This window comes from Companilactobacillus paralimentarius DSM 13238 = JCM 10415 (assembly GCF_001434985.1).
Lineage (GTDB): Bacteria > Bacillota > Bacilli > Lactobacillales > Lactobacillaceae > Companilactobacillus > Companilactobacillus paralimentarius.
This window is the reverse complement of record NZ_AZES01000092.1, coordinates 1-25,718: the sequence shown is the minus strand read 5'-3', so window position 1 is coordinate 25,718 and position 25,718 is coordinate 1. Positions and strand designations below refer to the sequence as shown.

Here is a 25,718-nt window from a genome sequence, read left to right as displayed (position 1 = left end):
CTAGAGATTAAAAAACTGGTATTGATTATTCATCAATACCAGAAAGTATAGAACCTAATAAACGAAGCCAATTCTGAATTAGAGTTGGCTTCGTTTTGTATATAGCACTATTTTTTATATTTTAAGAAAACATTGGTATGATAAGGGCGGGAGGCAACGTTATGGATCATGGAAAAGTAACAGGTAGACGTTTCTTTTATGTCACCGCACTAAATATCATAATTACGATCACAGAATTTATTGGTGGAATTTTTTCAGGTAGTTTAGGACTTATTTCGGATGCGTTTCATAACTTAGAAGACTCTTTGTCCATTATTATTTCCTTTGTTGCCAACGTTATTGGACGTAAGAAAAATGATGTTCAGAAGACCTTTGGATATAAAAGAGCCGAGATTCTGGCAGCTTTTGTTAATTCAATCATTTTGGTGGTTATCACTGTCATGATGGTCTTTGAATCTTTCAAGCGCTTGTCACAGCCGCAAGAGATCAATGGTCAACTGATGATGATTGTTTCAATAATTGGATTATTGGCTAATTTTGTTTCGATGTTAGTCTTGTTTTCTGGTTCTAAACATAACTTAAATATTAAAGCAACGTTTTTACATATGTTGTCGGATACACTTTCATCAGTGGGTGTTTTTGTTGCATCAATTTTCGTTATTCTATTTAATTGGAATTGGGTAGACCCAGTTATAACAATAGTTATTGTCATTTGGCTTTTGAAAGAGGCCTACAGCGTTGTTTCGGAGACCGTCAATATTCTTATGGAGGCCAGTCCAAAGATTGATCTGGATGCTGTTCAACAGGCAATTTTGACTGTTCCAGAAATTGTTAAGGTCCATCATGTTCATTTGTGGATGATTGATGAGAATCATATTATGTTGGACGCTCATATTAATGTTGAGAAAAACTGCAATATGAAGGACTTGGATAAACTCTACGATGTAGTCGACAAAATGTTGCAGGAACAGTTCAATATTACGCATGTTACATTGCAAGCTGAATGCAATCGTGGGATAGATAATTTGTTGATAGATTAATAAGAACAGTGATTTGTGCTAAGATTAGAAGGTAATTCTATAAATGAAAGTTGGAATGTCATAATATGGTAAAACTTGTTATGGTAAGACACGGTGAAAGTACAGCGAATGCATTAAATCAATATACTGGTTGGAATAACGTAGGCTTGACTCAAGAAGGAATCATTCAAGCACACGTAGCTGCTAAAAAATTACAGGGCTTTGAATTTGAACATGTCCATACTTCGGTTTTAAAGCGGGCAATTCTTACCGCATATATTATTCAGGATGATTTAAATCTTAATTATGTGCCAATTACAAAGAGTTGGCGCTTAAATGAACGTCATTACGGGGCCTTACGAGGTCAGAATAAAGATGCTACAAGAAGAGAATTTGGCGTTGAGCAAGTTCATTTGTGGAGAAGAAGTTTTTATGCTGTTCCCCCAAAACTTGACCATGCAGATCCTAATGTAGGTCCATACAAGTATTATGATGCTCGGATCATGCCTTTGGCAGAAAGTCTCTATGATGCTTATCAAAGAATCGTTCCTTACTACGTTGATCAGGTTGCACCCAGATTATTAGATGGTAAAGATCAATTGATCGTGGCTCATGGAAGTACTATTCGAGCTTTGATTAAGTATATCGAGGGTATTAGTGACCAAGATATTGATGGGGTTGAGGTTGCTAATGGGACACCGTTGATTTATGAATTTGACAAAAAATTAAATATTCTAACCTCAAATCGTCAAAGTAAATGAAAGACTAGTCGTACGTAGGCTGGTCCTTTTTATTACTATAAAGTGTTGTCATGGTATGTGATAAATGTAGCAAATATTAGTAAGCTCAAGGTCAAAACTTTTTTTAAGAAAATGCTTTCTTTTTTGAAATTATGAGGTACACTATTTAAATGGTCTAGATATTTATTTGGTTTCATGCCAAGTGGACAAACTGGATAAAAAAGTAGTAATGTTCGAAGCAAGTTTTAGTTTATGTATCATTAGAAACCAAGATTGTTCCTTAATATACAAAAAATTTATCACTTTAAAAAAAGATTATTACTAATATTTTGCGAATTAGAGGGAGTTTTTTATGAATATTTTAATTGCGCTAATACCTGCGTTAGGTTGGGGCTTTATGCCAATCATCACCGGTAAAATTGGTGGTTCTCCTGCTAACCAAATGTTTGGAATTGGTGCTGGTGCGACAATTGTCGGGTTTGTCGCTTACTTAATAACACAGCCAACTGTTAATACGACTGCTTTTTGGTTCTCAGTTCTCTGTGGTGCTTTATGGACTATTGGACAGATAGGACAATTCATTTCATTCAAGCGTATTGGTGTTTCAGGGACAGTCCCACTGTCAACTGTATTTCAATTGGTAGGTAATTCCATTATTGGAATGTTGATTTTTGGAGACTGGGCTGGAGTACAATCTAAAATAATTGGAGTCATTGCTTTATTGATAGTAGTTAGTGGTGCTTTATTAACTTCAGTAACTGATAGTACTGAAGGAAATAAGTTAGAAATCAAGGATGCTATTTTTCTATTATGTACAACTGTAGGTTTTTGGATCTATTCTTCATTTCCTAACATGCCAATCGTTAAAAGTCAAAGCGGTACAGCTATCTTCTTACCAGAAATGTTAGGAATTTTGGTTGGAGCAATTATCTATGCGTTGTTTACAGATATCAAAGCCTTTAAACAAAAGGAACATTATTTAAACATCTTTGCTGGAATTGCTTGGGGTATCGCTGCGTTTGCTTATATCTTTTCAGCTAAGGCAAACGGTAATACTTCAGCATTTATCTGGACACAATTAAATGTTGTAATTAGTACTTTCGGTGGAATCTTTATTTTACATGAGAATAAAAGTAGCCGTGAAATGAAATTCACAGTTCTGGGCATTGTATTAATTGTTATCGGAAGTGTGGCAACATCATTTGCATAAATTAAAAACAATCCGTAGAGGTTGTTTTTTTTTACACTAAAATAGAATTATAAGGAGGAGTAAAATGATCAAGCATATTTTTTCGGATATGGATGGGACTTTGTTAAATAGTGAGGGGAGTGTTAGTGATGTGAATGTATCAGCGATAAAGAATAGTAAGATTCCATTCACTTTAGTTTCAGCACGAGCACCAATGGAAATGTCAGCCGCTATTGATAAATTGAATTTAACTGACCCTCAGATTGGATTTAATGGTGGTTTGATTTATAAGAAGACAAATAGTGGTTTTAAAGTTTTAGATGATAAACCGCTAAATATGACTAGTTTTCGAAAATTAATAAAAGTAATTCAAAACAAATTTCCTGACGTCAGCTGTAGTTGTTATGGCTTAAACGCTTGGTATACTGAAAGAATTGATGAAGGCATCAATTATGAATCCAAATTAACGGGACAGAAGGCTACATTGATTGATTTTGCTGATTTGGTAGATACTAAATTATATAAAATTATGATGATAACTTTTGATTTAAATTTAATGGAACAATTGAATCAAATGCTTTTAAATCTAAAAATTACTAATGTCAGTATCAAACGATCTGGCGATAATTATTTAGAGATAACTAGTGATTTAGCACAGAAATCAAAAGGAATAAAATATATTCAGGATTCAGAAAATTTGATTAAAAAAGAAATGGCAGCTTTTGGAGACGGTCATAATGACTTGCCCATGCTAACAAATGTTGGTGTGCCAATTGTCATGGCTAATGCTCCCTTAGAAATTCAGCAGTATGGCGAATATATAACCAAGAGTAATGACGACAATGGAGTCGCATATGGAATTGAGAGCTTTTTAGAGAAATAATTAATGATTCTCATATAATCTTCTATATTATAGAAGAAAACTTCTTAGACAGCTTTAAATTTACTTATATTGAGAGAGTGAGCTAGTCGTGGAGATATGAATCCTGTTTTGCCAATTAGTTATTATAAAATTTAAATGTTAAATAAAGAACAACTTCTATCAAGCGTTTCAAGTATGTGACTTATATCTTGAATACTCAATGGAAGTTGTTCTTTTAATTTTAATATATTATGTCCCAGCACTTGTCTGTAATTAAGCTTTAATGGTTTTAGTTAGGTGTTTAATTAAATATTCATTTTCACCATATCCAGAGTTTAGAAAGATATACTTTTGAGTGTTATAGATGAAACTGATGCGACTAGTGCCATAAAATTCTTCAACTACGATGTCAGTGATATCTGATAATGGAATGTTAATGCGATGAAGTTTTCTCATTCCTCCAACTAAGGTCATTGAAATTACATTATTCTTGAATTTGTAATCGACATAGCCCATAAAGTTGTGCGCATCTTTGTCAATGATTTCAATATATGTAAACATAATGATCATCCCTTTATTTAGCTATTTTTAATTTAGTTATTTTGATAAGAATCAAAGTATTCTCTTTAGAAGTTATTTTTTAATCTCTGATTACCTGAGATTATAAAGAGATTCTCTATTTAAAGTGATTGATAATGGCTAATTTAGACAAGATGTATAAGGGGATGCTTCATAATTGTAGTTTACTTTAGGCGTTTTATAATGAGCAGTATAAAAGATGTAGATGAACATTTATATCTTTTTCGAGGTATAGTCCGGTAGGCTAATTGAATGATTTGCCCTAAAGGGATTGTCTAATGGTAGGCAATCTTTTTTTGAGCATAAAAAAAGTCGCTATAGAATCCTAAAGTAGGAATTCTATAGCGACTTTTAATCAATTCAATTATTCATCTTCATCGTCGTCATCAATCTCTTCATCAATCTTGATATCTTTCAAGGCTGAACGATCTTTTCTGACTAAACGTAGACGGTTGAGTGAAACTTTCCCAAGTACCAAAGGAACACGTTCTTCAATAACATCACTGTATGAAAGACCGAACCAATTGGCTGGAGAAATAAATTTTTGTAAGAGTAAACGTAAGTGGATGATACTCTTTTTAACATTACTGATCTTAGTATCTGGTGATAATACTTCTTTAATGATAACAAAGGAGAAATCACCAACGTCACGGTCAGGAATGGTTGTGTATTTCTGTGGTTGAGCTTTAATCTCGCCGTTTGACATCATATCGTTTACAACCTGACGAAGATAAACATTAACCTTCTGATCAACTCTAAATCCAAGATACAATTGAACGCTAATCATGTAATCAGTATCAAAAGTTTCAACACTATATGCGGCAGTATATGGCTCATCGGTAACGTTAACAGTAACGAACCAATAGACTTGAGCACGCTTAGGTCGTTTATCAAGGATTGAATAAAGAATATTCTTTTTAATACGATATCCGTCATGTACCTTAGTTAAATAGACTAAGTTAGTTGTATAGAGTGGATAACTTGGATCTTTTCTTAAATCATTTAATTGATGTTTAAAAGCTAATAGGGAAGCAAAGTGACTACGGTAAGTGTTGTCGTCTTTGAGACGTTCACCATATCTCCAAATGAACATAACAGCAATTAATAAGGCAGCAATGAACATTGTAATATAGGCACCGTGGATAAACTTACTACTATTTGTTACGAAGAAGATACTTTCAATCACGAAGAAGAAACTAATGATAACAGTTGTGAATAACCTGTTAACTCGTTTCATCAACAACCATTGATGTAATAGAATAGTTGTCATCAACATAGTAATAGTAATTTCTAGACCATAGGCGTTAGACATGTTTTCTGAAGTTTTGAAATAGAAAACAATGAATAAACAAACAACCCAGATAATTGAGTTAACCGTTGGAATATATAACTGTCCCTTGAAATTAGTTGGATAGTAAGTTTTTAATCTTGGGAACATTCTTAACTTAGTAGCTTCAGAAACTAGGGTATATGAACCAGATATCAAAGCTTGGGAAGCAATGATAGCAGCCATAGCTGATAAGAAAATTCCGAAGAGTCTGAAATCAGCCGGAATAGACTGATAGAACGGATTCATAGCTGAACCCATTTGTTGCAAAGTATGATTATCTCTAACGCTGATAATCCAAGCAGCTTGACCTAAGTAACTTAGTAGCAAACAAATTTTAACGAAAGGCCAACTTGTATAAATATTAGGACGACCAACGTGTCCCATATCTGAGTACAGTGCTTCGGCACCAGTTGTAGCCAAGAAGATACTACCTAAAATAAAAATACCACGAATGTTAACGGGACTTCGCAATAGTTCAATAGCATAGTAAGGATTCAAGGCTCTAATAATAGTCCAATCGGAAGAAATATTGAGTATTCCCACTAAACCCAAGAATGAGAACCAAACCAACATTATCGGACCAAAGGCTCGACCAATCATTTGAGTACCAAATCTCTGAATGAAGAAGAGAGTCGACAAAATAATTAGTGTAACGATAATTACTTGGTTTTGAGTACTAATTAACACGGCATTGTTGATCTTAATACCCTTAAGACCCTCAATCGCAGCTGTAACAGTAACAGCTGGTGTCATCATACCATCAGCTAAGAAGGTTGCCCCACCAATCATAGCTGGAATGATCAACCACTTGGCACGTTTTCTAACTAACGTGTAAAGAGCAAAAATACCACCTTCACCGTTGTTATCCGCACGTAAAGCAATCAATACGTATTTAATTGTTGTTACCAAAGTTAGTGTCCAAAAAATTAAAGAAACACTTCCTAAGATAAAATTAGTGGACATTTTTGCAAGTCCACCATTCCCAACCATTAAAGAGTGCATAACATAGAGGGGAGATGTACCAATATCCCCATAAACGATTCCCAAAGCAATCAAGAATCCAGCAATGCTCATCTTTGAATGGGGGTTATTTTTCAATGAATTCAGTTGTGTCTTTTCCATATAAATAATCTCCAAAAATAAACAGTTCAACGGCAATTGTAACATTAAGTATTAGGGTATGAAACTACTTATTTTGGTCAGTTATATTCCCTATATAATTAAATAAAATAACACTCTTAGATTAGTCCTCATGCAAAGGAACAGACAATGAAGATTGGTCTAATTGAACTGTATATTTAATATTTTGATTTCCACGAACTGTCATTCCAAAGTCAGTTGCGTAAATGATTAACCCTAATTGATGACCAGTCTGTAACTTGTAAAAAGTTGGTTGAAGTTCAACGTTTATATTGTAGAAGATGTTGGGGTTTAATTCATTAATTTTATAGTTATTTTCACGATTTTGTAGATTAATGTGACCCTTTGTAATCATCTTGGCCGAAGATTCTTTACCCAGAGTAAATTCACGTAGATCATCCTCACGCCAATCATAGGTTCCAGCTAAACTATTTTTTGCTAAAAGAGTAGGTGAAACATTGAAGCGTTTAGTTTTACCATAGTCGATTATTTGAAAACTTAGCATGCCCAGATTCTCACTTGAAGCGACTTTCAAATTAACGTTAATTTTGCCATCTAACAATAATTCCTTTGTTAAAGGAGCAGTCTTGAATGTTAATTGGTTGTGAGCCAATTTGTCATTACCATGAATAAGATCTTGTTCCCATGTAACGTTGTCATCACGGTAAGATTCAAAATCTGTTTCAGGTAATTGATCAACAAATGACTCGGAATCAGAAGTAACACTATCGGTAGTTAATTTATCACTCGATAAGTTATATTTGATCTCTTTATCATCAGAATTTGCCCAATCAGAATGTGCTGTCCAAGTCTCTGGTTCAACATTGTCTTGAACAATAACATCAGGAATGATTTCTTTAGCTTGATTGTCGATGCCCAAGAGTTCATGTGTCAACCATAAGTTAATAATGTCACTATAGTCAATGGAACGGAAGGCATTGATGTAGATATGCTGTCCTTGGTGAAGAATGATTTTTTGCGTAACACCGTTATGCTTAATTCCATTCCATAATCTTTCGACATTGCGAGGCTTAACATTCCAGTCATTTAGTCCGTGAACCATAAAAACATCGGCTGTAATATTTTTGAAGTTCTTATGATAATTTCTAGCATCCCAGAAAGTATTATAGTCACCAGTATCACGATCTTCACCTTTTTGGATTTCTTCAATCTTTTGATTCCATTTGCCTTTGATTTCATTAAAGTCACCAGGTTGTAAACGACGACTGAAGGTTTCTTCGGCTAAAACATCGGCGTCTTCACCAGGGAATCCACCGGGTGCGATCACCAAACCGCCATCACGATAGTAGTCGTACCAGTTTGAGATAGCAGCCTCACTGATAACAGTTTTTAATCCTTTAACACCAGTAGTAGCAGCGGCAGTTGCCAAAGTTCCTAGGTAAGAACGTCCTGTCATAGCGACTTTTTTGTTTGACCACCAGGCTTTAATTTCAATATTATCGGTTCTGTTAGTAAAGGCAGGTAAGTCACCAGTTAGCCATTTGATAATGGAAATAGTAGAAATGGTTTCTTCGGGATCACCAGTGGTTCTTAATCCGTCAGAATCCTTTGTACCAATACCAGCCATGTAAATAACTGCAAAACCACGAGCTAGGAAGTAGTCATTTAAAGTATAAGAACTTTCTCTGGAGAAAGTTTCCTCAGCTTTTTTTGTTTCACCATTAATATTACGAGCTAAAGGTAGAGAATCAGATGATTCGTGATATTCGATATCTTCGTAATTCAGATCATTAGGAATCTTATGTTTTAATGGTACATTTACATTGTGAGTTAGTTTTTCACCGGTTTCATCGTTAGTACCTTGGTTATAGGGGCTAGCAGTGTAAAGGACTGGTACTTTGAGACCATTTTCAGTTTCATAAGGACGTAAGATTTCAGCCTTCAATAGATCACGTTTGCCATCATGATCACTGTCTTGAGGCGATTCAACGTAGACGACTTCACGGATTAATTTGTGCGGATCAAAGACAGGAAGTGTTTTACCGTTGAAAAGCATAGGCTTTGATACTTTACCGTAGAATGGAGTGAAATAGCCTTTGGCAGCCAACGAATCAATATAAGTTTGGCCGTCTTTATTATGGGTAGCCAAAAGCCAGTACCAAGCTGACTTTAATTCATCAGGGGAAAAATTGTTTCCTTGATGGTCAGCAATTGGCAATTGGATTTTTTCCATTGCTTTTAGTGGATCCTTAAATGAAAAATCGACATCTGGGTTAAATTTTAATAACTGTAATGCAACATTATAAAATGTTTGTACAGAAACTTTGATCGATGAATCGAGGTACTCACTTAAATTTTGATCTGGAGTTGCCATATAAGTATGTAATTTTTCTTCAAAATTAGAGGAAGTTTTAGCCTCAATAAAAGTCTTACTCAAGAAACTCTTCCATAATTTAATAGGATCATTTTCGTTACTATTATCTTTATCTAAAAAACCAATTTCTTTTAATTCTGTAATCTGATCGCCAAATAGAGTTGGACGAATCGCAAATTGATTGTTTTTCATACTGACACCCCTTCACAAATATTAATTTCATTATAGAGCACTCTATAGTAAATTTACGAATAATTCAATAGCATAGACGTGTCAAGACAGACAATTTTTAAGCCTGGTTGAATGGCCGTCTTCCGCAAAAATTGGAAATGTGTTAGAACACTATGGGTATGACTTGAAGCTAATAATTTCACCTTCGGCAAAATTATGGATCTCCAAGATTAGCCTTATTGTAAGCGACAAAGCCATCAACAACAATTTCATAACTGAACACATTCCAATTCTTATTCCAGACTAAATATTTTAATTATTTTTCTTGAGGTAGGTATGTTTAATACGTAATTTTGTAAAATGATTAGTTTAGTAAAATAAAAACGGCCTCTATTAAGAGATTCAAGTAAAGAATATATCTTGAATACTTAATGGAAGCCGTTCTTTTGATTTAAATTTTAATTAAGCTAAAGCACCCATTGGATCCCAAGGAGCTAGAACCTTTGGTTCTTTTGATTCTGTTTCAAAAGTATTCTTAAGGTCATCGCTTAAGAATTTCTTGTTGATAACTAATTGATAAACATATTCATCGAACCATGAGTCGCTCATAACAAAGTATCCTTTGTTACCAACTTTTTCACCCCATGAGTTTTCAACTTTCCACTTAAGTGGGTTACCATTTTCATCCAAATCAACACCTGTAAGTACCATAGCATGTGTCATCATACTTTCGATGTAATCAAGACGTTCTGCCTTAGTCATCTTAAGGTCAGTATTTAGTAAGCCTTCAAGGTCGTAGATATTTGTATCCATGATGCCAATCTTACGATCAGAACTTTGACCAACATCACTACCGAACCAAACTGATTCACCAGATTGTAATTGTTTAACAGCTAATTTCTTGAAGTCATTGATTTCAAGATTTAAGTGACGAACTTGGCGACCACCAACGACGTTACCTAGCATTTCAACTGTATAAACGTGGTTGTAAGGTTTATCAGCTGTTGGTGCGTTGATAGTTGAGATATAACTGTCTAGATCCCAGCCAACGTACTTCTTGAAGAATTCTTGAGGTGTGATACCAGTTTCTTTATGGTAATTCTTATCGTCATCACGGTAAGCCCAGTCAAATTTAGTAGGTGGAACACCAACTGTGTAAACTAGAAGTTTGTAAATTTCGCTTAGTAATTCATTCTTTTTACGTTCGATATCTTCTTCAGACTTGTTGTTATTAACAAAGTCACGAAGAATGATAGCATCTTTACGTAATTTTTTATTGAGAACGTTGTTTAATTCAGAGGAGTTTGTACGACTGAATGTATCTGGCATAACACTCTTTGGAACGACACCATATTTTTGAACAAGAGCCATAACCATATCCCATTGACCACCATCTTGTTGAGGTGTTGTCATAAGAAAGTCAACTTTACGGTCGCCAGTTGGAAGAGCAGCAGTGTTGATAACATTTTCAAAGAAGTAATTTGATTTTTCGAGTTTATCCCAGAAAAGCATGTATCCTTGTGATAATTCGAAGCCCTTGATCTTGAAGTTGTTTTGAAGTGGGTGTCTCATTGTGTTCAATGCGGCGAATACCCAGCAAAGTCCAGATTGCTTTTGATCCGCAACTGAACCTGTATCCAATTCAACTGAGAAAGTGGGGTCCATTGCTACTTTAGAAGCAATAGTTTCACTTGATTTGAATAAACCATTGTTAGCAACAGCGTTTTTGATAGCTGAAGAACCTGGTGTATTGTCAAATGCAGTTTGAAATTTATCTAAGTCTGATGATGTGATTTCTTTTGTCATACAAAATTCTCCTTTTTTATCTGATATTGTCGATTACTTTAGGTCCATCCTCATAACCGACGATAATAGTATTAACTATATCAAGAAATAGTCCGTGTGCAACTATTCCAACTTGGTGATCTAACCAATCTGCCAACAAATGTGGATGTTTGATTTCACCAATTTTTAGATCAATGATGTAATTCTTGTTATGTGTAAGGAAACGACTGCCATCTTCATTGAGACGGAATTGAGGATTCAATCCTTCTTTTTCAAGATCAGTAAAGGTCTTTTCACAACCAAATGGAATTACTTCAGTGGGCAATGGGAAACTACCCAATGTGTCAGCTATCTTTGATTGATCAACAATCCAAATATTACGAGTGGAGTTTGTAGCAACCATTTTTTCAAGTAGGTGAGCACCACCGCCACCTTTGATACCTTGACCGTTTTTATCGATTTGGTCAGCACCATCGATAGTAAGGTCGATATGATCAACCTCGTTTAAATCTTTAGTTGGGATGCCTAATTCTTTAGCTTGTTTTTCAGAACGTGAAGAAGTAGTTACGGCAACGATATTCTTGATCTCGCCAGCTTGGTATCTACGTCCAAGTTCTTCAATCATATAATAAACGGTTGAGCCAGTACCAAGGCCGACTACCATATCACTTTTGAAGTAATCGACAGATTTAATACCGACTGCTTTCTTTAATTCATCTTGATTCACTATTTTTCCCCCTTTAAGAGCTTTTGGTAATTCTCAGTTAATAAAAATCTGATTTCTGGTCTGTTTTCAAAAGCGGCTTTAGCGTATTCACAAACGGGAACAATCTTTAATCCCTTAAGGTCAGAAAAGTCGACAACTGCATTGAAGAGTTTACCAGCTAGACCTTGACCACGATAAGCCTCGTCAACGTAAGTGTAATCAAGTGAAATAATATTATCTTCAACCTTAGAATAGGTTAATTCACCAATTGTTTTGCCATTGTCTTCAAGATAAAAACGTCCATCTTCATGATTTAATTCCATAAAATTACCTCCTGCTGAATTATTTATTTTAATATTACTCTATTATAAGAAGAAAGTCAGTGTAATCAATAGTTTTATATGGACTAAAATGCTATTATTTTAGTTATCTAATGCTTAAGGAGTTTTCAATTTGACTAAAAAACGTGGATTCGAGATTGTGAAAAAATACGAAGGTAAGGGAATTAATTTACCAGTTCGTCAAACTAAAAATGCTGCCGGTTATGACATTGAAAGTGCTGAAGACTTTGTGGTTCCTTCAATTTGGAAATTTGGTTTCTTTAATGTTTTAAAGTTCATTTTAAATAAAGGTAAAATGGATAATGACAAATTGGCTGAAGTTCAAAAATCAATTAAACCAGTACTAGTACCAACTGGGGTTAAGGCTTATATGCAAGAAGATGAAGTATTGATCATTGCTAGTCGTTCCAGTAATCCTTTAAAACGTGGCTTAGCTATTCCTAATGGTATTGGTGTAGTAGACGCTGATTACTATAATAATGAAAGTAATGAGGGAGAATTATTCGTTCAATTGATCAACTTTTTCCCTGTAGATTACAAAGTTAAAAAGGGTGAACGATTAGCCCAAGGTATCTTCATCAATTATTTAACAACTGATGGGGATGAAGGCGGATTGAAGAAACGCAATGGAGGATTTGGTTCTTCAGGAATATAATAAGAAAGGAACTATTTTATTGGCAAAAGCTAAAACAAAATTCGTATGTCAAAATTGTGGCTACGTCTCACCTAGATATTTAGGACGTTGTCCTAACTGTGGTGCTTGGAATCAGATGGTTGAGGAAGTAGATCATCCTGAATCTGTTAAAGCTAAAGCAACTCCTAGCCGTCGGGTTAGTGATTTAGAGTCCAAACCAGTTAGTATCGATAATGTTTCCTTTGAAAAGGAACCTCGTGTTAAGACAGATTTATCTGAATTGAATCGAGTTCTCGGGGGCGGTATCGTGCCCGGTTCTTTGATTTTGATTGGTGGTGATCCCGGTATTGGTAAGTCAACTTTGTTAACACAAGTTTCAGGACAACTAGCGAATACTGGTGGTAAAGTGTTATATGTTTCTGGTGAAGAGAGTGCTTCACAGATCAAGATGCGAGCTGATCGTTTGGGTATTTCGGGTAAAGATCTATATCTGTACCCTCAGACAGATATGAGTTATATCCGTCAAACAATCAACGAAATGCATCCGGATTACTTAATCATTGATTCTGTGCAAACAATGGATGAACCAGAAATTACTTCTGCCGTGGGGAGTATTTCTCAAATCAGAGAAGTTACAGCTGAATTGATGAATATTGCTAAGCAGGACAACATTACTGTTTTCGTCGTTGGACATGTAACTAAAGGTGGCGCCATTGCTGGTCCAAAAATATTGGAACACATGGTGGATACTGTTCTATACTTTGAAGGGGACACACACCATAGTTATCGAATCTTACGTTCTGTTAAGAACCGTTTTGGTTCAACGAATGAAATTGGTATTTTTGAAATGCGGACTAAGGGTCTGGTGGAAGTATCTAATCCATCAGAAATTTTCTTAGAGGAACGTTTAGCGGATGCCAATGGTTCAGCGGTAGTAGTTTCAGTGGAAGGAACTCGACCAATTTTGGTTGAAATCCAATCTTTGATCACTCCTACAATTTTTGGTAATGCCAAAAGAACCGCCACGGGATTGGATCATAACCGAGTATCAGTGATTATGGCCGTTCTAGAAAAACGTGGTAATTTGATGCTCCAAAATCAGGATGCTTATTTGAAATCAACTGGTGGCGTTAAATTAGATGAACCAGCAATTGATCTTGCTTTAGCGATGTCAATTGCCTCCAGTTATAAAAATATGGGTATCCCAGGAACTGATTGTTTTGTAGGTGAAGTTGGATTGACCGGTGAAATTCGTCGTGTTAATCGAATTGATCAACGAGTAAATGAAGCAGAAAAATTAGGTTTCAAGCGTATTTTTATTCCCAAGAATAATATGGGAGATTGGTCTAAAGATAATAAGATTCAAATTGTTGGTGTCAGTACCGTAACTGATGCGATGAACAAAATATTTTAAATAGGAGGCATATATGCGAAAGATCGTAGTAAATATAATTTTTGCATTACTTGGTATCGCCGTCGGAATTACCGTTTTACCAAGTTTATGGGAAATTTCAGGTTTAGCAGGAATTGCTTTTGTTAATAACGGTTATTTTGATGGACTTATTGGATGTATTGTATTTTATTTCTTGTCATTCTTGTTTGTTAAACCAATTTTGGAATTAAATCAAAGAATTGAGAAGTATTTGAATTCTCGTTCACCAGGGTGGATCATTTATGGTGCTGGATTCTTAATTGGTGGTTTAGTATTAGCCAATATCATTTCCATACCTTTCTATATGATGAGTAACATGTTTTCAAATGTTATTCCCGTCATCTTAATGATCGTCTTTGGTTGGATCGGTTTCAGAATGGGAACAAGTCGTCGAAATGATTGGAGCAATTTCTCAATCACAAAACGTAATACTAAAGTTGCACCAGCGGCAGCTGAAAAGAATGAAGCTTTAGCTTCAGAAGGTGAAGTTACACGTCGTTCAGCTAAAAAAGATTACTATCCATACAAAATTTTGGATACATCGGTTGTTATTGATGGACGAATTCATCAATTAGCACACACTGGTTTTTTGGAAGGTAAGTTGATGATTCCTGATTTCGTTGTACATGAGTTGCAATTGATCTCAGATTCCAGCGATAATCAAAAACGTGAACGTGGTCGTCGTGGACTTGATATTTTAAATGAAATGAAAATGGATAAAGGTATCAACTACACAACTACAACACGCGATTATGATAATATTCCAGAAGTGGATATGAAATTACTTAAATTAGCTAAAGAAATCGGTGGTGCTGTCATCACAAATGATTATAATTTAAGTAAGGTAAGTGAATTTCAGAATGTTCAAGTACTTAACATTAACGAATTAGCCAAAGTTTTGAAACCTATGGTTTTGCCAGGAGAAACGATGACTGTTAAAGTTATAAAAGAGGGTACTGAAAGAGAGCAAGGTGTCGCATACCTAGAAGACGGTACAATGGTCGTTGTTGAAGAAGGTAAATACTTCATTGGCAAAGATGTTGAAGTCGTTGTAACTAGTGCATTGCAAACTGACGCTGGTAAGATGATATTTGCAAAACCTAAGCATTCAATGCATGGTATCCAAGAAAAGAGCGATTCTAAAGAGAATTCAAATAACCATAATAACAACGGTGGTAACAAACGTAATAACCGCAATAATAATGGTAATAAGAATTCAAATAGAAATAACTCAAGAAGTAAAAGGGGAGAACAAAGAAATGGCAAAAAAGTCAGATAATAAAATTCGTGTAAGATATGCACCAAGTCCAACAGGTCACTTACATATTGGGAACGCTAGAACAGCTATCTTTAACTACCTATTCGCACGTAGTCACAAAGGTACTTTTGTAATTCGTATCGAGGATACAGATACAAAACGTAACGTTAAAGGTGGTACAAAGAGTCAATTAGAAAACCTTAAATGGCTTGGCGTTGATTGGGATGAAGGTCCAGATGTTGGTGGAGACTATGGTCCTTATCGCCAATCAGAAAGAAAAGAAATTTATCAAAAATATATTGATGAATTGCTAGAAAAAGGCTTGGCTTACAAATCATATCTGACTGAAGAACAACTAACAAAGATGCGTGAAGACCAAGAAGCTCATGGTCAAATGCCTCATTACGAATACGAATTCGAAGGTATGTCTGAAGAAGAAAAGGCAGCCAAGATCAAAGAAGCTGAAGATGCTGGTTTACAACCAGTTGTTCGTTTCCACGTACCAGTTGGTAAGAACTACGAATGGGACGATATCGTAAAGGGTAAAGTTTCAATCGGTTCAGATACTATCGGTGGCGATTGGGTTATCCAAAAACGTGATGGTATGCCTACATACAACTTTGCCGTTGTTATTGATGACCATTTGATGGAAATCAGTCATGTTCTTCGTGGTGATGACCATGTTGCCAATACACCAAAACAATTGATGATTTATGAAGCATTAGGCTGGGAAGCACCTAAGTTTGGCCATATGACATTGATCATTAATACTGAAACTGGTAAGAAATTAAGTAAACGTGATGAATCAATTCTCCAATTCATCGAACAATATCGTGAATTAGGTTACTTACCAGAAGCTATGTTTAACTTTATTGCTCTATTAGGTTGGTCACCAGTTGGTGAAGATGAATTATTTACACGTAAACAATTTATCAAGATCTTTGATGAACATCGTCTAAGCAAATCACCAGCTAAGTTTGATCAAAAGAAACTAGAATGGGTCAACAACCAATACGTTAAGCACGCTGATGTTAGTGAGATCACTGACTTAGTACTAGCTAACTTGGTTGAAGCCAAACGAGTTTCAGAAGATCCAACTACAGATGAAATTCAATGGGTAAGACATTTAACAGAACTATACATGCCACAAATGAGTTATACACAACAAATCATTGATTTGGCAGATGTCTTCTTCAATCAACCAGAACATCTAACAGATGACGAGCAAAAAGAATTAGAAGATGATGATGCAAAGACAGCTATTGAAGATTTGAAAGGTAAGCTAGAAAAATTACCTCGTTTCACAGCTGCCCAAATTATGGATGCTATTCAATCAGTTAGAGCTGATACTGGTGTTAAGGGTAGAAAACTATACATGCCAGCAAGAATTGCAACTACAAGAACAATGCATGGTCCAGCAATTGCTGAAACAATCGAATTATTTGGTAAGAAACAAGCCTTAGCAAATATCGATAAGACATTGGCTGAAATGAAATAGGCAAGGGTTTTAAGATACAAAATAAATAAAACAAAAAGAGGTTGAAGGAAAACTTAGTTTTGCCTCAACCCCTTTTTTATATAGGTGAAGATTATGTTAAAAATATTCAACACATTAACACGCCAAAAAGAAGAATTTAAACCATTAACACCTAATGAAGTAAAAATGTATGTCTGTGGACCAACGGTGTATAACTATATCCACATTGGAAATGCTCGCTCAATCGTGGCTTTTGATACAGTTCGTCGTTATTTAGAATTTTTAGGTTACAAGGTAAAATTTGTTTCTAATTTTACAGATGTTGACGATAAGATGATCAAAGAGGCCAATCGTGAAGGTATTACTGTACCTGAAGTAGCGGACCGTTTTATCAAAGCCTTCTATGAAGATATTGCAGCTATCAATGTTCAAAAAGCCACTATCAATCCGAGAGCTACAGATAATATTCAAGAGATTATTGATTTTGTCAAAGCTTTAATCGATAAGGGTTATGCCTATGAATCTGATGGGGATGTTTTCTATCGTGCTAGAAAGTTCCAGCATTATGGTGAATTGTCTGATCAAAACATCGACCAATTAGTTGAAGGTGCTAGTGAACATATTGGTGAAACTGAATTCGACAAGAAACAAGATCCAATTGATTTCGTTTTGTGGAAGAAAGCTAAGCCAAATGAGATTAAGTGGGATTCTCCATGGGGAGAAGGCCGTCCAGGTTGGCATATTGAATGTTCAGTTATGTCGACTAAGTACTTAGGTGATACTTTTGATATTCATGGTGGTGGCCAAGATTTGGAGTTCCCTCATCATGAAAATGAAATTGCCCAAAGTGAAGCTAAAACTGGTCAGAAATTTGTTAACTACTGGATGCATAATGGTTTTGTCACTGTTGAGAATAATGAAAAGATGAGTAAGTCACTCGGTAACTTTGTAACAGTGCACGATCTTGTTCAAAAGACTAATCCACAAGTATTGCGTTTCTTCTTGTCATCAACACATTATCGTCGTCCACTTGAATACTCAGAAAAGAACTTACAAAAGGCAGCTGATAATCTTGAGAAAATCAAGACGGCTTACAATAACTTGAAGTTCCGACTTGATGGTGCTACTGATGAGACTGATGATATTCAAGCAAAGGTTGAACAAATTGTGGCTGATTTCAAAGCAGCAATGAACGATGATTTCAATGTTCAAAATGGTTTGACAGAAATCTTTAATCTAGTTAGTTTAGCTAATAACTATTCCGCTCAAGACGAGGTAGCGAAGACTAGTGTCGAATTGATTCTTAAGACTTTGACTGAATTGACAAGTATCTTAGGGATCAAATTGGATGAACAAAAAGACCTTTCCAAAGAAATTCAAGAAATGGTCGATCAACGTGACCAAGCTCGTGCAGATAAAGATTTTGCGACAAGTGATAAATTACGTGATCGATTAAAAGAAATGGGTGTAATCCTTGAAGATACACCACAAGGAACACGGTGGCATATTAATGACTGATGTTAAACAATTTAATGGAGTAACTTTGGCATATTTAGGAGATGCGGTCTACGAAGTCTTTATTCGTGAACATCTTTTAGGTAAAAATATTACCAAAGTTAATGAACTACAAAAACAAGCCAAACACTACGTTTCCGCTAAAGCTCAAGCATCATTGATTACTTTGATGATGGATAAGGGAATTCTTTCTGATGAAGAAATCAGAATTTATAAAAACGGACGTAATGCTAAAAAATATACTAAAGCTAAGAATACAAGTGTCGTCACTTATCATATGTCTACAGGTTTTGAAGCACTTTTTGGTTATTTAGATATTACCGGCAACAAAGACCGAGTTGTAGAATTAGCACAATGGTGCATAAATGAAGTAGAAGTGGGTGAAGCAGATGACAGAAAATTCGAATAAACGCAACAACAGTAGTAATAATTTAGAAGAAAACGAATTAGTTTATGGTGTACATTCAGTAATTGAATTATTGAAGTCCGCTACAGCTGATCAACGTGTTAACAAAGTTTTGGTTCAAAAGGGACTTTCTAGTGAACATATCGCTGAAGCTATCAAGTTAGCTAAACGTGATCGTTTGATTGTTCAAGAAGTACCTAAGAATAAGTTAGATGATATTAGTAACGGTGGTAATCATCAAGGGATGGCTGCTTATGTGGCTCCCTATCAATACGCTGAAATGGAGGATATCTTCAAGAGCGCTGAAAAAAAGGGTACTGATCCATTCATTTTGATTTTGGATAAAATTGAAGATCCCCATAATCTAGGTTCAATCATGCGTACGGCTGATGCCGTCGGTGTGGATGGAATTATTGTTCCTAAGCATCGTTCAACCGGTTTAACTTCAACGGTTGCTAAGACATCAACAGGTGCCATTGAACACGTGCCAGTCGTTCGTGTAACTAATTTAGTTAATACCATCAAAGATCTAAAGAAACGTAACGTTTGGGTCTTTGGTACAGCTATGGAAGGTGACAACTATCGTAACTGGAACGCCAAAGGAGCAGTTGCTCTAATTATTGGTAACGAAGGTAAAGGTATTTCACCATTAGTGTTGAAACAAGCTGATCAAACTTTGAATATTCCGATGGTTGGACATGTCCAAAGTTTGAACGCCTCAGTTGCAACAGGTATCCTGTTGTACCAAGCTTTTGCTTCACGTAATGTTTAATTGGATAATTCTAAGTGAGATAAATTCTTGCTTAGAATTTTTTTATTAAAGATTTTAAAATTATTCATAAAATGATTTTTCATATGCACATTTAAATTATTGTAAACAAGTGTTCGCTTAAATTTACTTTGAGTGGGTGGTACTTTTAAATTACAAAATTATTATTCGTAAAAAAGTGAAATGAAAGTTGAACAAGAAAACCAATGGATTGAATTGATTAGAGAGAAAGATGACTCGATAGCATTAGATAGACTGGTCAGAAGATATCGACCAATGATCGATAATATGTATATTAAGTATTTCATTGATGGTTATGATCGTAATGATTGGTATCAGGAAGCCTTTTTAGTGTGTTATCAAACTTGTAAATTATTTGATGGAAATAGTGGTTCCAAGTTCGGCAGTTTTTTTAAATTAAAATTTCAGAATCATATTATAGATATTATCAGGCGCGAAAATGCTATCAAACGTAAAGCTAATCAAGGAACAGAGTCATATGATAAGTTGCTTGATAAGGGTAAATTCGATGATAAAGTTGCTGAAGACAATGATAGTATTGACGTTTCTAATCAACTGGAAAAAATTATTACTAAAATGAGTGGTATAGAATTGGTGGCTTTCCAATTTTTATTAGGGAAAGTCTCACTGCATGAGGCTTGTACTGAAGCTCGTTGTGATATAAAGCAGATTGTACAGGCTGCTAACCGATGCAAAAAGAAGATAAAACGTGATCAGAAACTATAGTCATGTGAGATTGCAATGGACAAAACTACTTCCAGAGTTTACAATTAATAAGATTAAAACAAATTAGTTTTGGAGATAAACATGGGATTAAGAAAAGTCGCCCTTGCTTGTACTGTTTGTGGCTCACGTAACTACACAATTACTGAGAACCCAAATAGAACAGAACGTCTAGAAGTTAAAAAGTTCTGTAAGCATTGTGGTAAACATACACTACATAAAGAAACAAGATAACTCTGGAGGATTACATGAAACTATTTAAATTTTTTGGTAGCGTCAAAGATGAAATGAAATTAGTTGTTTGGCCTACATTCAAAGAAAATAGACGTGATACATGGACCGTTATTGGTACTTCATTGATGTATGCAATCTTCTTTGCATTAGTTGATTGGGGTCTAATTACATTATTGCAACATTTCGTAATGGGTAAATAGATTGTAAGTACGCAAAAAATTTGCTATTATGGAATTAACGGAAAAAACTTCGACTTGGTTCGGAGTTTTTTTATTTTGAATTTTGGAGGAAATTATGGCTGAAGCTGGCGAAAAACAATGGTATGTTCTACATACCTATTCAGGATATGAAAATAAAGTTAAGGAAAATCTAGAATCACGTGCCCAATCAATGGGTATGGAAGATTACATTTTCCGTGCAGTTGTTCCTGAAGAAGAAGAAACAAAAATGAAAAACGGTAAAGAAAAGAAAGAAATGGAAAAAACTTTCCCTGGCTACGTTTTAGTAGAAATGGTTATGTCTGATGAATCATGGTTCATCGTTCGTAATACACCAGGTGTTACTGGATTTGTCGGCAGTCACGGTTCTGGTAGTAAACCTGCACCACTATTACCTGAAGAAATTGATAACATCTTAAGTCAATTTGGTATGAGCGCACAAAACCAACCATCTGACTTTGAAGTTGGTGAAACAGTTAAGATCACTGACGGTGCTTTCTCAGATACAACCGGTAAAATTACTGAAATTGATGATGAACACAGAAAACTTAAAGTTGATGTTGATATGTTTGGTCGTATGACTTCAGCTGAAGTTGACTTTACATCAGTTGAAAAACAAAAATAGTTATTGATAAGACGAGTAGACCGTGCTACTATAAAACGGTATGTTTTTGACACATACATGTGGGAGAGAAAATTTAGATTCTCATCATGACCACATCACGGAACAAGGAGGTATGCACCGTGGCTAAAAAAGTTGCTAACGTAGTAAAATTACAAATCCCTGCTGGACAGGCTACTCCAGCTCCTCCAGTTGGTCCTGCTTTAGGACAAGCTGGTATTAACATTGTTGCCTTTACAAAAGACTTCAATGCACGTACACAAGATCAAAAGGGTATGATTATCCCTGTTGTTATCTCAGTATATGAAGACCGTTCATTCGATTTCGTTACTAAGACACCACCAGCTGCAGTTCTATTGAAGAAAGCTGCTGGCGTTGAAAAGGGCTCTGGCGAACCTAACACAAATAAGGTTGCCACAGTTACTGAAGACCAAGTTCGCGAAATTGCTGAAACCAAGATGAAAGACCTAAACGCTGCAAATGTTGAATCTGCAATGCGTATGGTTGCTGGTACTGCAAGAAGTATGGGCTTTGAAGTAAAGTAAAAGACTAGATTTAAGCAGTTTACAGGGATGTGAAAGCATTCTTAACAAGTGGGAGGAGAAAATTTGATTCTCCGAAAGACCACAAAGCAAGGAGGAACTTAGCATGGCTAAGCATGGAAAAAAATATTTAGAAGCAATGAAACAAGTCGATAAAGACAAGAAATACTCTGCTACAGAAGCTGTTGACTTACTTAAGAAGGTTAACTACGCTAAATTTGACGCAACTGTTGAAGTTGCAATTAATTTGGATGTAGATCCTAAGCAAGCTGATCAACAAATTCGTGGCGCTCTAGTACTACCTAATGGTACTGGTAAGACACAAAAGGTTATCGTTTTCGCTGAAGGCCAACAAGCAAAGGATGCAGAAGCAGCCGGTGCTGATGTTGTTGGTTCAGATGACCTTGTTGAAAAGATCCAAGACGGCTGGTTAGACTTTGATGTTGCCGTTGCTACACCACCTATGATGGCTAAAGTTGGTCGTTTAGGTCGTGTTCTTGGACCTAAAGGTTTGATGCCAAACCCTAAGACAGGTACAGTTACAATGGATGTTACAAAGGCTGTTAATGATATTAAAGCCGGACAAGTTACATACCGTGTTGATTCAAATGGTCTTATCCACGCACCAATTGGTAAGCTGTCATTTGATACAGACAAGATTGCAGCTAACTTCGATGCATTTTATGGTGCAATCGTTAAAGCTCGTCCTGCATCACTTAAAGGTAATTATGTAACAAGTGTTAACTTGACATCTACATTTGGACCTGGTCTAAAGATTAACGCTTAATGTTGACTAATAACCAAAATAATGATAAATTAGTATAGTTGATTTCTACCGAAGACTCAGGTGATGAAAGTCTTAATATCCTGCCGAGGCCAGAAGATTATTTCACTTAATCTCTGTGTCCCTTGGGCACAGAGATTTTATTTTTTAAGCCGAAATTTGTAGATATTAACTAAAAAATTGTGGAGGTGAAACGTAATAATGAAGCAAGAAGTATTAGCACAAAAACAAGCACAAGTTGATGAAATTGCTAAGCAACTTACAGGCGCAAAGTCAGTCATCGTTGTTGACTACTTAGGTCTAACTGTTGAACAAGCAACAGAAATGCGTGCTGAATTACGTGAACAAAATGCTACTATGCAAGTTGTTAAGAATACAATCTTGAGACGTGCAGCTGAAAAAGCTGGTGTTGAAGGTCTAGAGAAGTTCTTCGTTGGACCTACAGCTATTGCTTACTCTGAAGAAGATCCTGTTGGACCTGCTAAGATCGCTGCTAAATTTGCTAAAGATGTTGACGCCGTTGAAATTAAGGGTGGAATCATTGAAGGTAAAGCCGCAACTCTTGATCAAATTCAAGAACTTGCAACATTACCAGACAGAGATGGTATGCTATCAATGTTGGTATCTGTATTACAAGCTCCTGTTCGTGACTTCGCTATGGTTGTTAAGGCCGTTGCAGATAAAGAAGACGCTGGACAAGAAGCATAATTAATAAAAAAAACTCATAATATTTGGAGGATACAATAATGGCTTTAGATACACAAAAGATTATCGATGATTTAAAAGATGCTTCAATTCTAGAACTAAACGACCTTGTTAAGGCTATCGAAGAAGAATTCGATGTTAAGGCTGCTGCTCCAGTTGCTGCTGCCGGTGCTGCTGGTGGCGACGCTGCTGCAGAAAAGGACTCATTCGACGTTGAACTTACAGAAGCAGGTCAAGAAAAGGTTAAGGTTATCAAGGAAGTTCGTGGTATCACAGGACTTGGCTTGAAGGACTCAAAGGACCTTGTTGATGGTGCTCCTAAGGTTATCAAGGAAGGCGTTGCTAAGGCTGACGCTGACGAAATGAAGACAAAGCTAGAAGCTGTTGGTGCAACAGTTACATTGAAGTAATTCACTTTAATGATAAAATTAATCCTCGTAAGAGGATTTTTTTTTACCCTCAAATAGAGAAAGGGGAAAATTATGGCTAATCAGTATTTTGATAATACACCAGATCTAGAACATGAATTAAAAAAGTTCGATTTTACGCTTAGAAACCATAATCTTAAATTTATTTCTGATAGTGGAGTTTTTTCACGTCAAACAATTGACTATGGTTCAAGAGTTTTAATTGAAGCAATTGATTTTCAAAGTATTCCTGAAGGTGATATTTTGGATGTTGGTTGTGGATATGGACCTATTGGCTTAGCTTTGGCTAAAGAACAAAAGTCTCGTCAAGTTACAATGGTTGACGTTAATCTTAGAGCCTTAGACTTAGCTAAACAAAATGCGGCTAACAATAGTATCGAAAACGTAGATATTTTTGAATCAGATGTCTATAAAGATGTCGATAAAAAATATGCATTGATTGTTTCGAATCCACCAGTTCGTGCGGGTAAGAATGTTGTTACCGCAATTTTGGAGGAGTCTAAGAACTACTTGTTGAATAGTGGTGAGCTTTGGATCGTTTTACAAAAGAAGCAAGGTGCACCATCAGCTAAGAAGTTGATGGAGAAGACTTTTGGCAATGTTGAAATTGTTGTTCGAGATAAAGGTTATTATATTTTAAAAAGTAAATTGATTTAAATTTTTGCTCAATATGGTATATTTTGTGTTGGAGGCGTTTACATATGAAGAAGAAATTAATTATTTTGACGATATTATCCGCCGTTTCAGCGGGATCATTTTTTGCAGTACGTAAATTGAATCATTTTATGAAAGATAAGGCTGTCAAACAAGACCGTAAGAAATTAGAGTCCTTGGTTGATAAATATCTGCATGGCAACGAAAAACTACTGGAATTTGTTGGGACTTTATCAGATGAACAAGTCAAAGAATTGGTTGAAATATTAGATTCAATTCAAAGACAAAGAGATCAATTAAAGTTGAAATCACCAGCAATTCCAGAATATTTGGAAAAGAAAGTGACTCAATTACTCAATTAATATGATATTTTCAGAAGAAAAAATAGATAATTACATGGATCTAGCATTGAATGAAGCTAAAAAAGCCGGTGAACGTAAAGAGGTTCCGATTGGTTGTATTATCGTTGATAATCAAACTGGTGAGGTGATTTCAGTAGGTTCAAATGAACGTGAGGAAACTCAGAATGCTATCAAACATGCGGAGATTATTGCAATCGAAGCAGCCTGTGCAAAAGTAGGCAGTTGGCGTTTGGAGCACACGAGCTTATTTGTGACTTTGGAACCATGTCCAATGTGCGCTGGTGCTATTATCAATAGTCGGATCGAAGAGGTTATTTTTGGTGCCAGTGATCCTAAGGCTGGTTCAGTTGGTTCAATTAATAACTTGTTGGCGGAGACAAGGTACAATCATCAACCAGAGGTTCTCAGTGGTGTTAAAGAACAAGAAGCTGGAGATCTTTTAAGAAATTTCTTTAGAGAAATTCGCCGCAAAAAGTAGAAAAAAACTATTATTTATAGTATAATAGTTTTTGCCGCAAGGCCTTAGGGCAATGATGCTCTTGTGAACTGTGTCAGATCCGGAAGGAAGCAGCACTAAGCAGGGTGTGTCATGTGCCTTTTGTTATGCATATAAGCCTCCTAACCAATTTGGTTAGGAGTTTTTTTGTGGTTATTTTGAAATATGATGTAATTTTTTACCAACGAAAATTACAAGAACAAGTTAGCCACTTGTCCAAAAAATAAATACGAAATATATC

28 protein-coding genes, 1 other RNA gene and 1 other annotated feature are annotated in these 25,718 nt (G+C 35.6%); of the genes, 23 read left to right on the top strand and 6 right to left on the bottom strand.

Annotation, left to right across the window (positions count from 1 at the left end; genetic code table 11):
- The first annotated feature begins 161 nt into the window (after positions 1-161).
- The 4 genes from FD33_RS08095 (at position 162) to FD33_RS08080 (ending at position 3,831) form a co-directional block, all read left to right on the top strand.
- Positions 162-1,040 (top strand): cation diffusion facilitator family transporter, encoded by an 879-nt coding sequence (locus FD33_RS08095; RefSeq protein WP_025085266.1) that lies wholly within the window; start codon positions 162-164, stop codon positions 1,038-1,040.
- A 65-nt stretch (positions 1,041-1,105) separates the two neighbouring features.
- On the top strand, positions 1,106-1,780 hold the full coding sequence (locus tag FD33_RS08090) for a 2,3-bisphosphoglycerate-dependent phosphoglycerate mutase (RefSeq protein ID WP_025085265.1): 675 nt from the start codon (positions 1,106-1,108) through the stop codon (positions 1,778-1,780).
- Positions 1,781-2,111: 331 nt separating this feature from the next.
- The gene (locus FD33_RS08085; protein ID WP_025085264.1) at positions 2,112-2,969 is read left to right on the top strand and encodes a GRP family sugar transporter; all 858 of its coding nucleotides are present in this window, start codon (positions 2,112-2,114) and stop codon (positions 2,967-2,969) included.
- A gap of 64 nt (positions 2,970-3,033) precedes the next feature.
- Positions 3,034-3,831, top strand: a complete 798-nt coding sequence (locus FD33_RS08080) for a Cof-type HAD-IIB family hydrolase (RefSeq protein WP_025085263.1) — start codon at positions 3,034-3,036, stop codon at positions 3,829-3,831.
- Between the two features lie 252 nt (positions 3,832-4,083).
- On the opposite strand, the gene FD33_RS08075 is transcribed toward FD33_RS08080, so the two are convergent.
- The 6 genes from FD33_RS08075 to FD33_RS08050 all read right to left on the bottom strand — a co-directional run bounded on the left by FD33_RS08075 (position 4,084) and on the right by FD33_RS08050 (position 12,179).
- Positions 4,084-4,371 (bottom strand): hypothetical protein, encoded by a 288-nt coding sequence (locus FD33_RS08075; RefSeq protein WP_025085262.1) that lies wholly within the window; start codon positions 4,369-4,371, stop codon positions 4,084-4,086.
- A 382-nt stretch (positions 4,372-4,753) separates the two neighbouring features.
- Positions 4,754-6,841, bottom strand: coding sequence for a KUP/HAK/KT family potassium transporter (locus FD33_RS08070; protein ID WP_025085261.1), 2,088 nt, complete (start codon positions 6,839-6,841; stop codon positions 4,754-4,756).
- 121 nt (positions 6,842-6,962) lie between these two features.
- Positions 6,963-9,386, bottom strand: a complete 2,424-nt coding sequence (locus FD33_RS08065; RefSeq protein ID WP_025085260.1) for a Xaa-Pro dipeptidyl-peptidase — start codon at positions 9,384-9,386, stop codon at positions 6,963-6,965.
- A gap of 441 nt (positions 9,387-9,827) precedes the next feature.
- Positions 9,828-11,171 (bottom strand): C1 family peptidase, encoded by a 1,344-nt coding sequence (locus FD33_RS08060; protein WP_025085259.1) that lies wholly within the window; start codon positions 11,169-11,171, stop codon positions 9,828-9,830.
- A 16-nt stretch (positions 11,172-11,187) separates the two neighbouring features.
- Positions 11,188-11,877: a ribose-5-phosphate isomerase RpiA gene (gene rpiA / locus FD33_RS08055; RefSeq protein WP_025085258.1), complete on the bottom strand. Its 690-nt coding sequence runs from the start codon at positions 11,875-11,877 to the stop codon at positions 11,188-11,190.
- The gene (locus FD33_RS08050) at positions 11,877-12,179 is read right to left on the bottom strand and encodes a GNAT family N-acetyltransferase (protein ID WP_025085257.1); all 303 of its coding nucleotides are present in this window, start codon (positions 12,177-12,179) and stop codon (positions 11,877-11,879) included. The genes rpiA and FD33_RS08050 overlap by 1 nt, the downstream gene beginning before the upstream one ends.
- A 130-nt stretch (positions 12,180-12,309) precedes the next feature.
- Between FD33_RS08050 and FD33_RS08045 the strand changes: the two genes are divergently transcribed.
- The 19 genes from FD33_RS08045 (at position 12,310) to ffs (ending at position 25,596) form a co-directional block, all read left to right on the top strand.
- Positions 12,310-12,852, top strand: coding sequence for a dCTP deaminase/dUTPase family protein (locus FD33_RS08045; protein ID WP_025085256.1), 543 nt, complete (start codon positions 12,310-12,312; stop codon positions 12,850-12,852).
- Positions 12,853-12,871: 19 nt separating this feature from the next.
- On the top strand, positions 12,872-14,245 hold the full coding sequence (gene radA / locus FD33_RS08040; RefSeq protein WP_025085255.1) for a DNA repair protein RadA: 1,374 nt from the start codon (positions 12,872-12,874) through the stop codon (positions 14,243-14,245).
- 13 nt (positions 14,246-14,258) lie between these two features.
- The gene (locus FD33_RS08035; protein ID WP_025085254.1) at positions 14,259-15,542 is read left to right on the top strand and encodes a PIN/TRAM domain-containing protein; all 1,284 of its coding nucleotides are present in this window, start codon (positions 14,259-14,261) and stop codon (positions 15,540-15,542) included.
- Positions 15,523-17,019 (top strand): glutamate--tRNA ligase, encoded by a 1,497-nt coding sequence (gene gltX / locus FD33_RS08030; protein WP_025085253.1) that lies wholly within the window; start codon positions 15,523-15,525, stop codon positions 17,017-17,019. The genes FD33_RS08035 and gltX overlap by 20 nt, the downstream gene beginning before the upstream one ends.
- 93 nt (positions 17,020-17,112) lie before the next feature.
- On the top strand, positions 17,113-18,516 hold the full coding sequence (cysS, locus tag FD33_RS08025; RefSeq protein WP_056955889.1) for a cysteine--tRNA ligase: 1,404 nt from the start codon (positions 17,113-17,115) through the stop codon (positions 18,514-18,516).
- The gene (locus tag FD33_RS08020; protein WP_054642513.1) at positions 18,509-18,922 is read left to right on the top strand and encodes a Mini-ribonuclease 3; all 414 of its coding nucleotides are present in this window, start codon (positions 18,509-18,511) and stop codon (positions 18,920-18,922) included. Before cysS ends, FD33_RS08020 begins: the two co-directional genes overlap by 8 nt.
- Positions 18,903-19,691, top strand: a complete 789-nt coding sequence (gene rlmB / locus FD33_RS08015) for a 23S rRNA (guanosine(2251)-2'-O)-methyltransferase RlmB (RefSeq protein WP_056955888.1) — start codon at positions 18,903-18,905, stop codon at positions 19,689-19,691. The genes FD33_RS08020 and rlmB overlap by 20 nt, the downstream gene beginning before the upstream one ends.
- A gap of 180 nt (positions 19,692-19,871) precedes the next feature.
- A complete protein-coding gene (locus FD33_RS08010; protein ID WP_025085251.1) occupies positions 19,872-20,435 on the top strand; it encodes a sigma-70 family RNA polymerase sigma factor in 564 nt (187 codons plus the stop codon).
- A gap of 81 nt (positions 20,436-20,516) precedes the next feature.
- Positions 20,517-20,666: a 50S ribosomal protein L33 gene (gene rpmG / locus FD33_RS12490; protein ID WP_075887434.1), complete on the top strand. Its 150-nt coding sequence runs from the start codon at positions 20,517-20,519 to the stop codon at positions 20,664-20,666.
- Positions 20,667-20,680: 14 nt separating this feature from the next.
- Entirely contained in the window at positions 20,681-20,866 is a 186-nt protein-coding gene (secE, locus tag FD33_RS08005) for a preprotein translocase subunit SecE (protein WP_025085250.1), read from the top strand.
- Between the two features lie 94 nt (positions 20,867-20,960).
- Positions 20,961-21,509, top strand: a complete 549-nt coding sequence (gene nusG, locus FD33_RS08000; protein ID WP_054642516.1) for a transcription termination/antitermination protein NusG — start codon at positions 20,961-20,963, stop codon at positions 21,507-21,509.
- Positions 21,510-21,628: 119 nt separating this feature from the next.
- Positions 21,629-22,051, top strand: a complete 423-nt coding sequence (rplK, locus tag FD33_RS07995) for a 50S ribosomal protein L11 (protein WP_025085249.1) — start codon at positions 21,629-21,631, stop codon at positions 22,049-22,051.
- Between the two features lie 103 nt (positions 22,052-22,154).
- A complete protein-coding gene (gene rplA, locus FD33_RS07990; protein ID WP_025085248.1) occupies positions 22,155-22,835 on the top strand; it encodes a 50S ribosomal protein L1 in 681 nt (226 codons plus the stop codon).
- A gap of 30 nt (positions 22,836-22,865) precedes the next feature.
- Positions 22,866-22,985: a sequence feature (ribosomal protein L10 leader region), on the top strand.
- A 48-nt stretch (positions 22,986-23,033) separates the two neighbouring features.
- A complete protein-coding gene (rplJ, locus tag FD33_RS07985) occupies positions 23,034-23,540 on the top strand; it encodes a 50S ribosomal protein L10 (protein ID WP_025085247.1) in 507 nt (168 codons plus the stop codon).
- 38 nt (positions 23,541-23,578) lie between these two features.
- On the top strand, positions 23,579-23,947 hold the full coding sequence (gene rplL / locus FD33_RS07980; protein WP_025085246.1) for a 50S ribosomal protein L7/L12: 369 nt from the start codon (positions 23,579-23,581) through the stop codon (positions 23,945-23,947).
- 72 nt (positions 23,948-24,019) lie between these two features.
- Positions 24,020-24,622: a class I SAM-dependent methyltransferase gene (locus FD33_RS07975; protein WP_025085245.1), complete on the top strand. Its 603-nt coding sequence runs from the start codon at positions 24,020-24,022 to the stop codon at positions 24,620-24,622.
- Between the two features lie 44 nt (positions 24,623-24,666).
- Positions 24,667-24,981 (top strand): hypothetical protein, encoded by a 315-nt coding sequence (locus tag FD33_RS07970; RefSeq protein ID WP_025085244.1) that lies wholly within the window; start codon positions 24,667-24,669, stop codon positions 24,979-24,981.
- Between the two features lies 1 nt (position 24,982).
- Positions 24,983-25,459 (top strand): nucleoside deaminase, encoded by a 477-nt coding sequence (locus FD33_RS07965; RefSeq protein WP_025085243.1) that lies wholly within the window; start codon positions 24,983-24,985, stop codon positions 25,457-25,459.
- Between the two features lie 36 nt (positions 25,460-25,495).
- Positions 25,496-25,596: signal recognition particle sRNA small type (ffs, locus tag FD33_RS12485), an RNA gene on the top strand.
- The last annotated feature ends 122 nt before the right edge of the window (positions 25,597-25,718 follow it).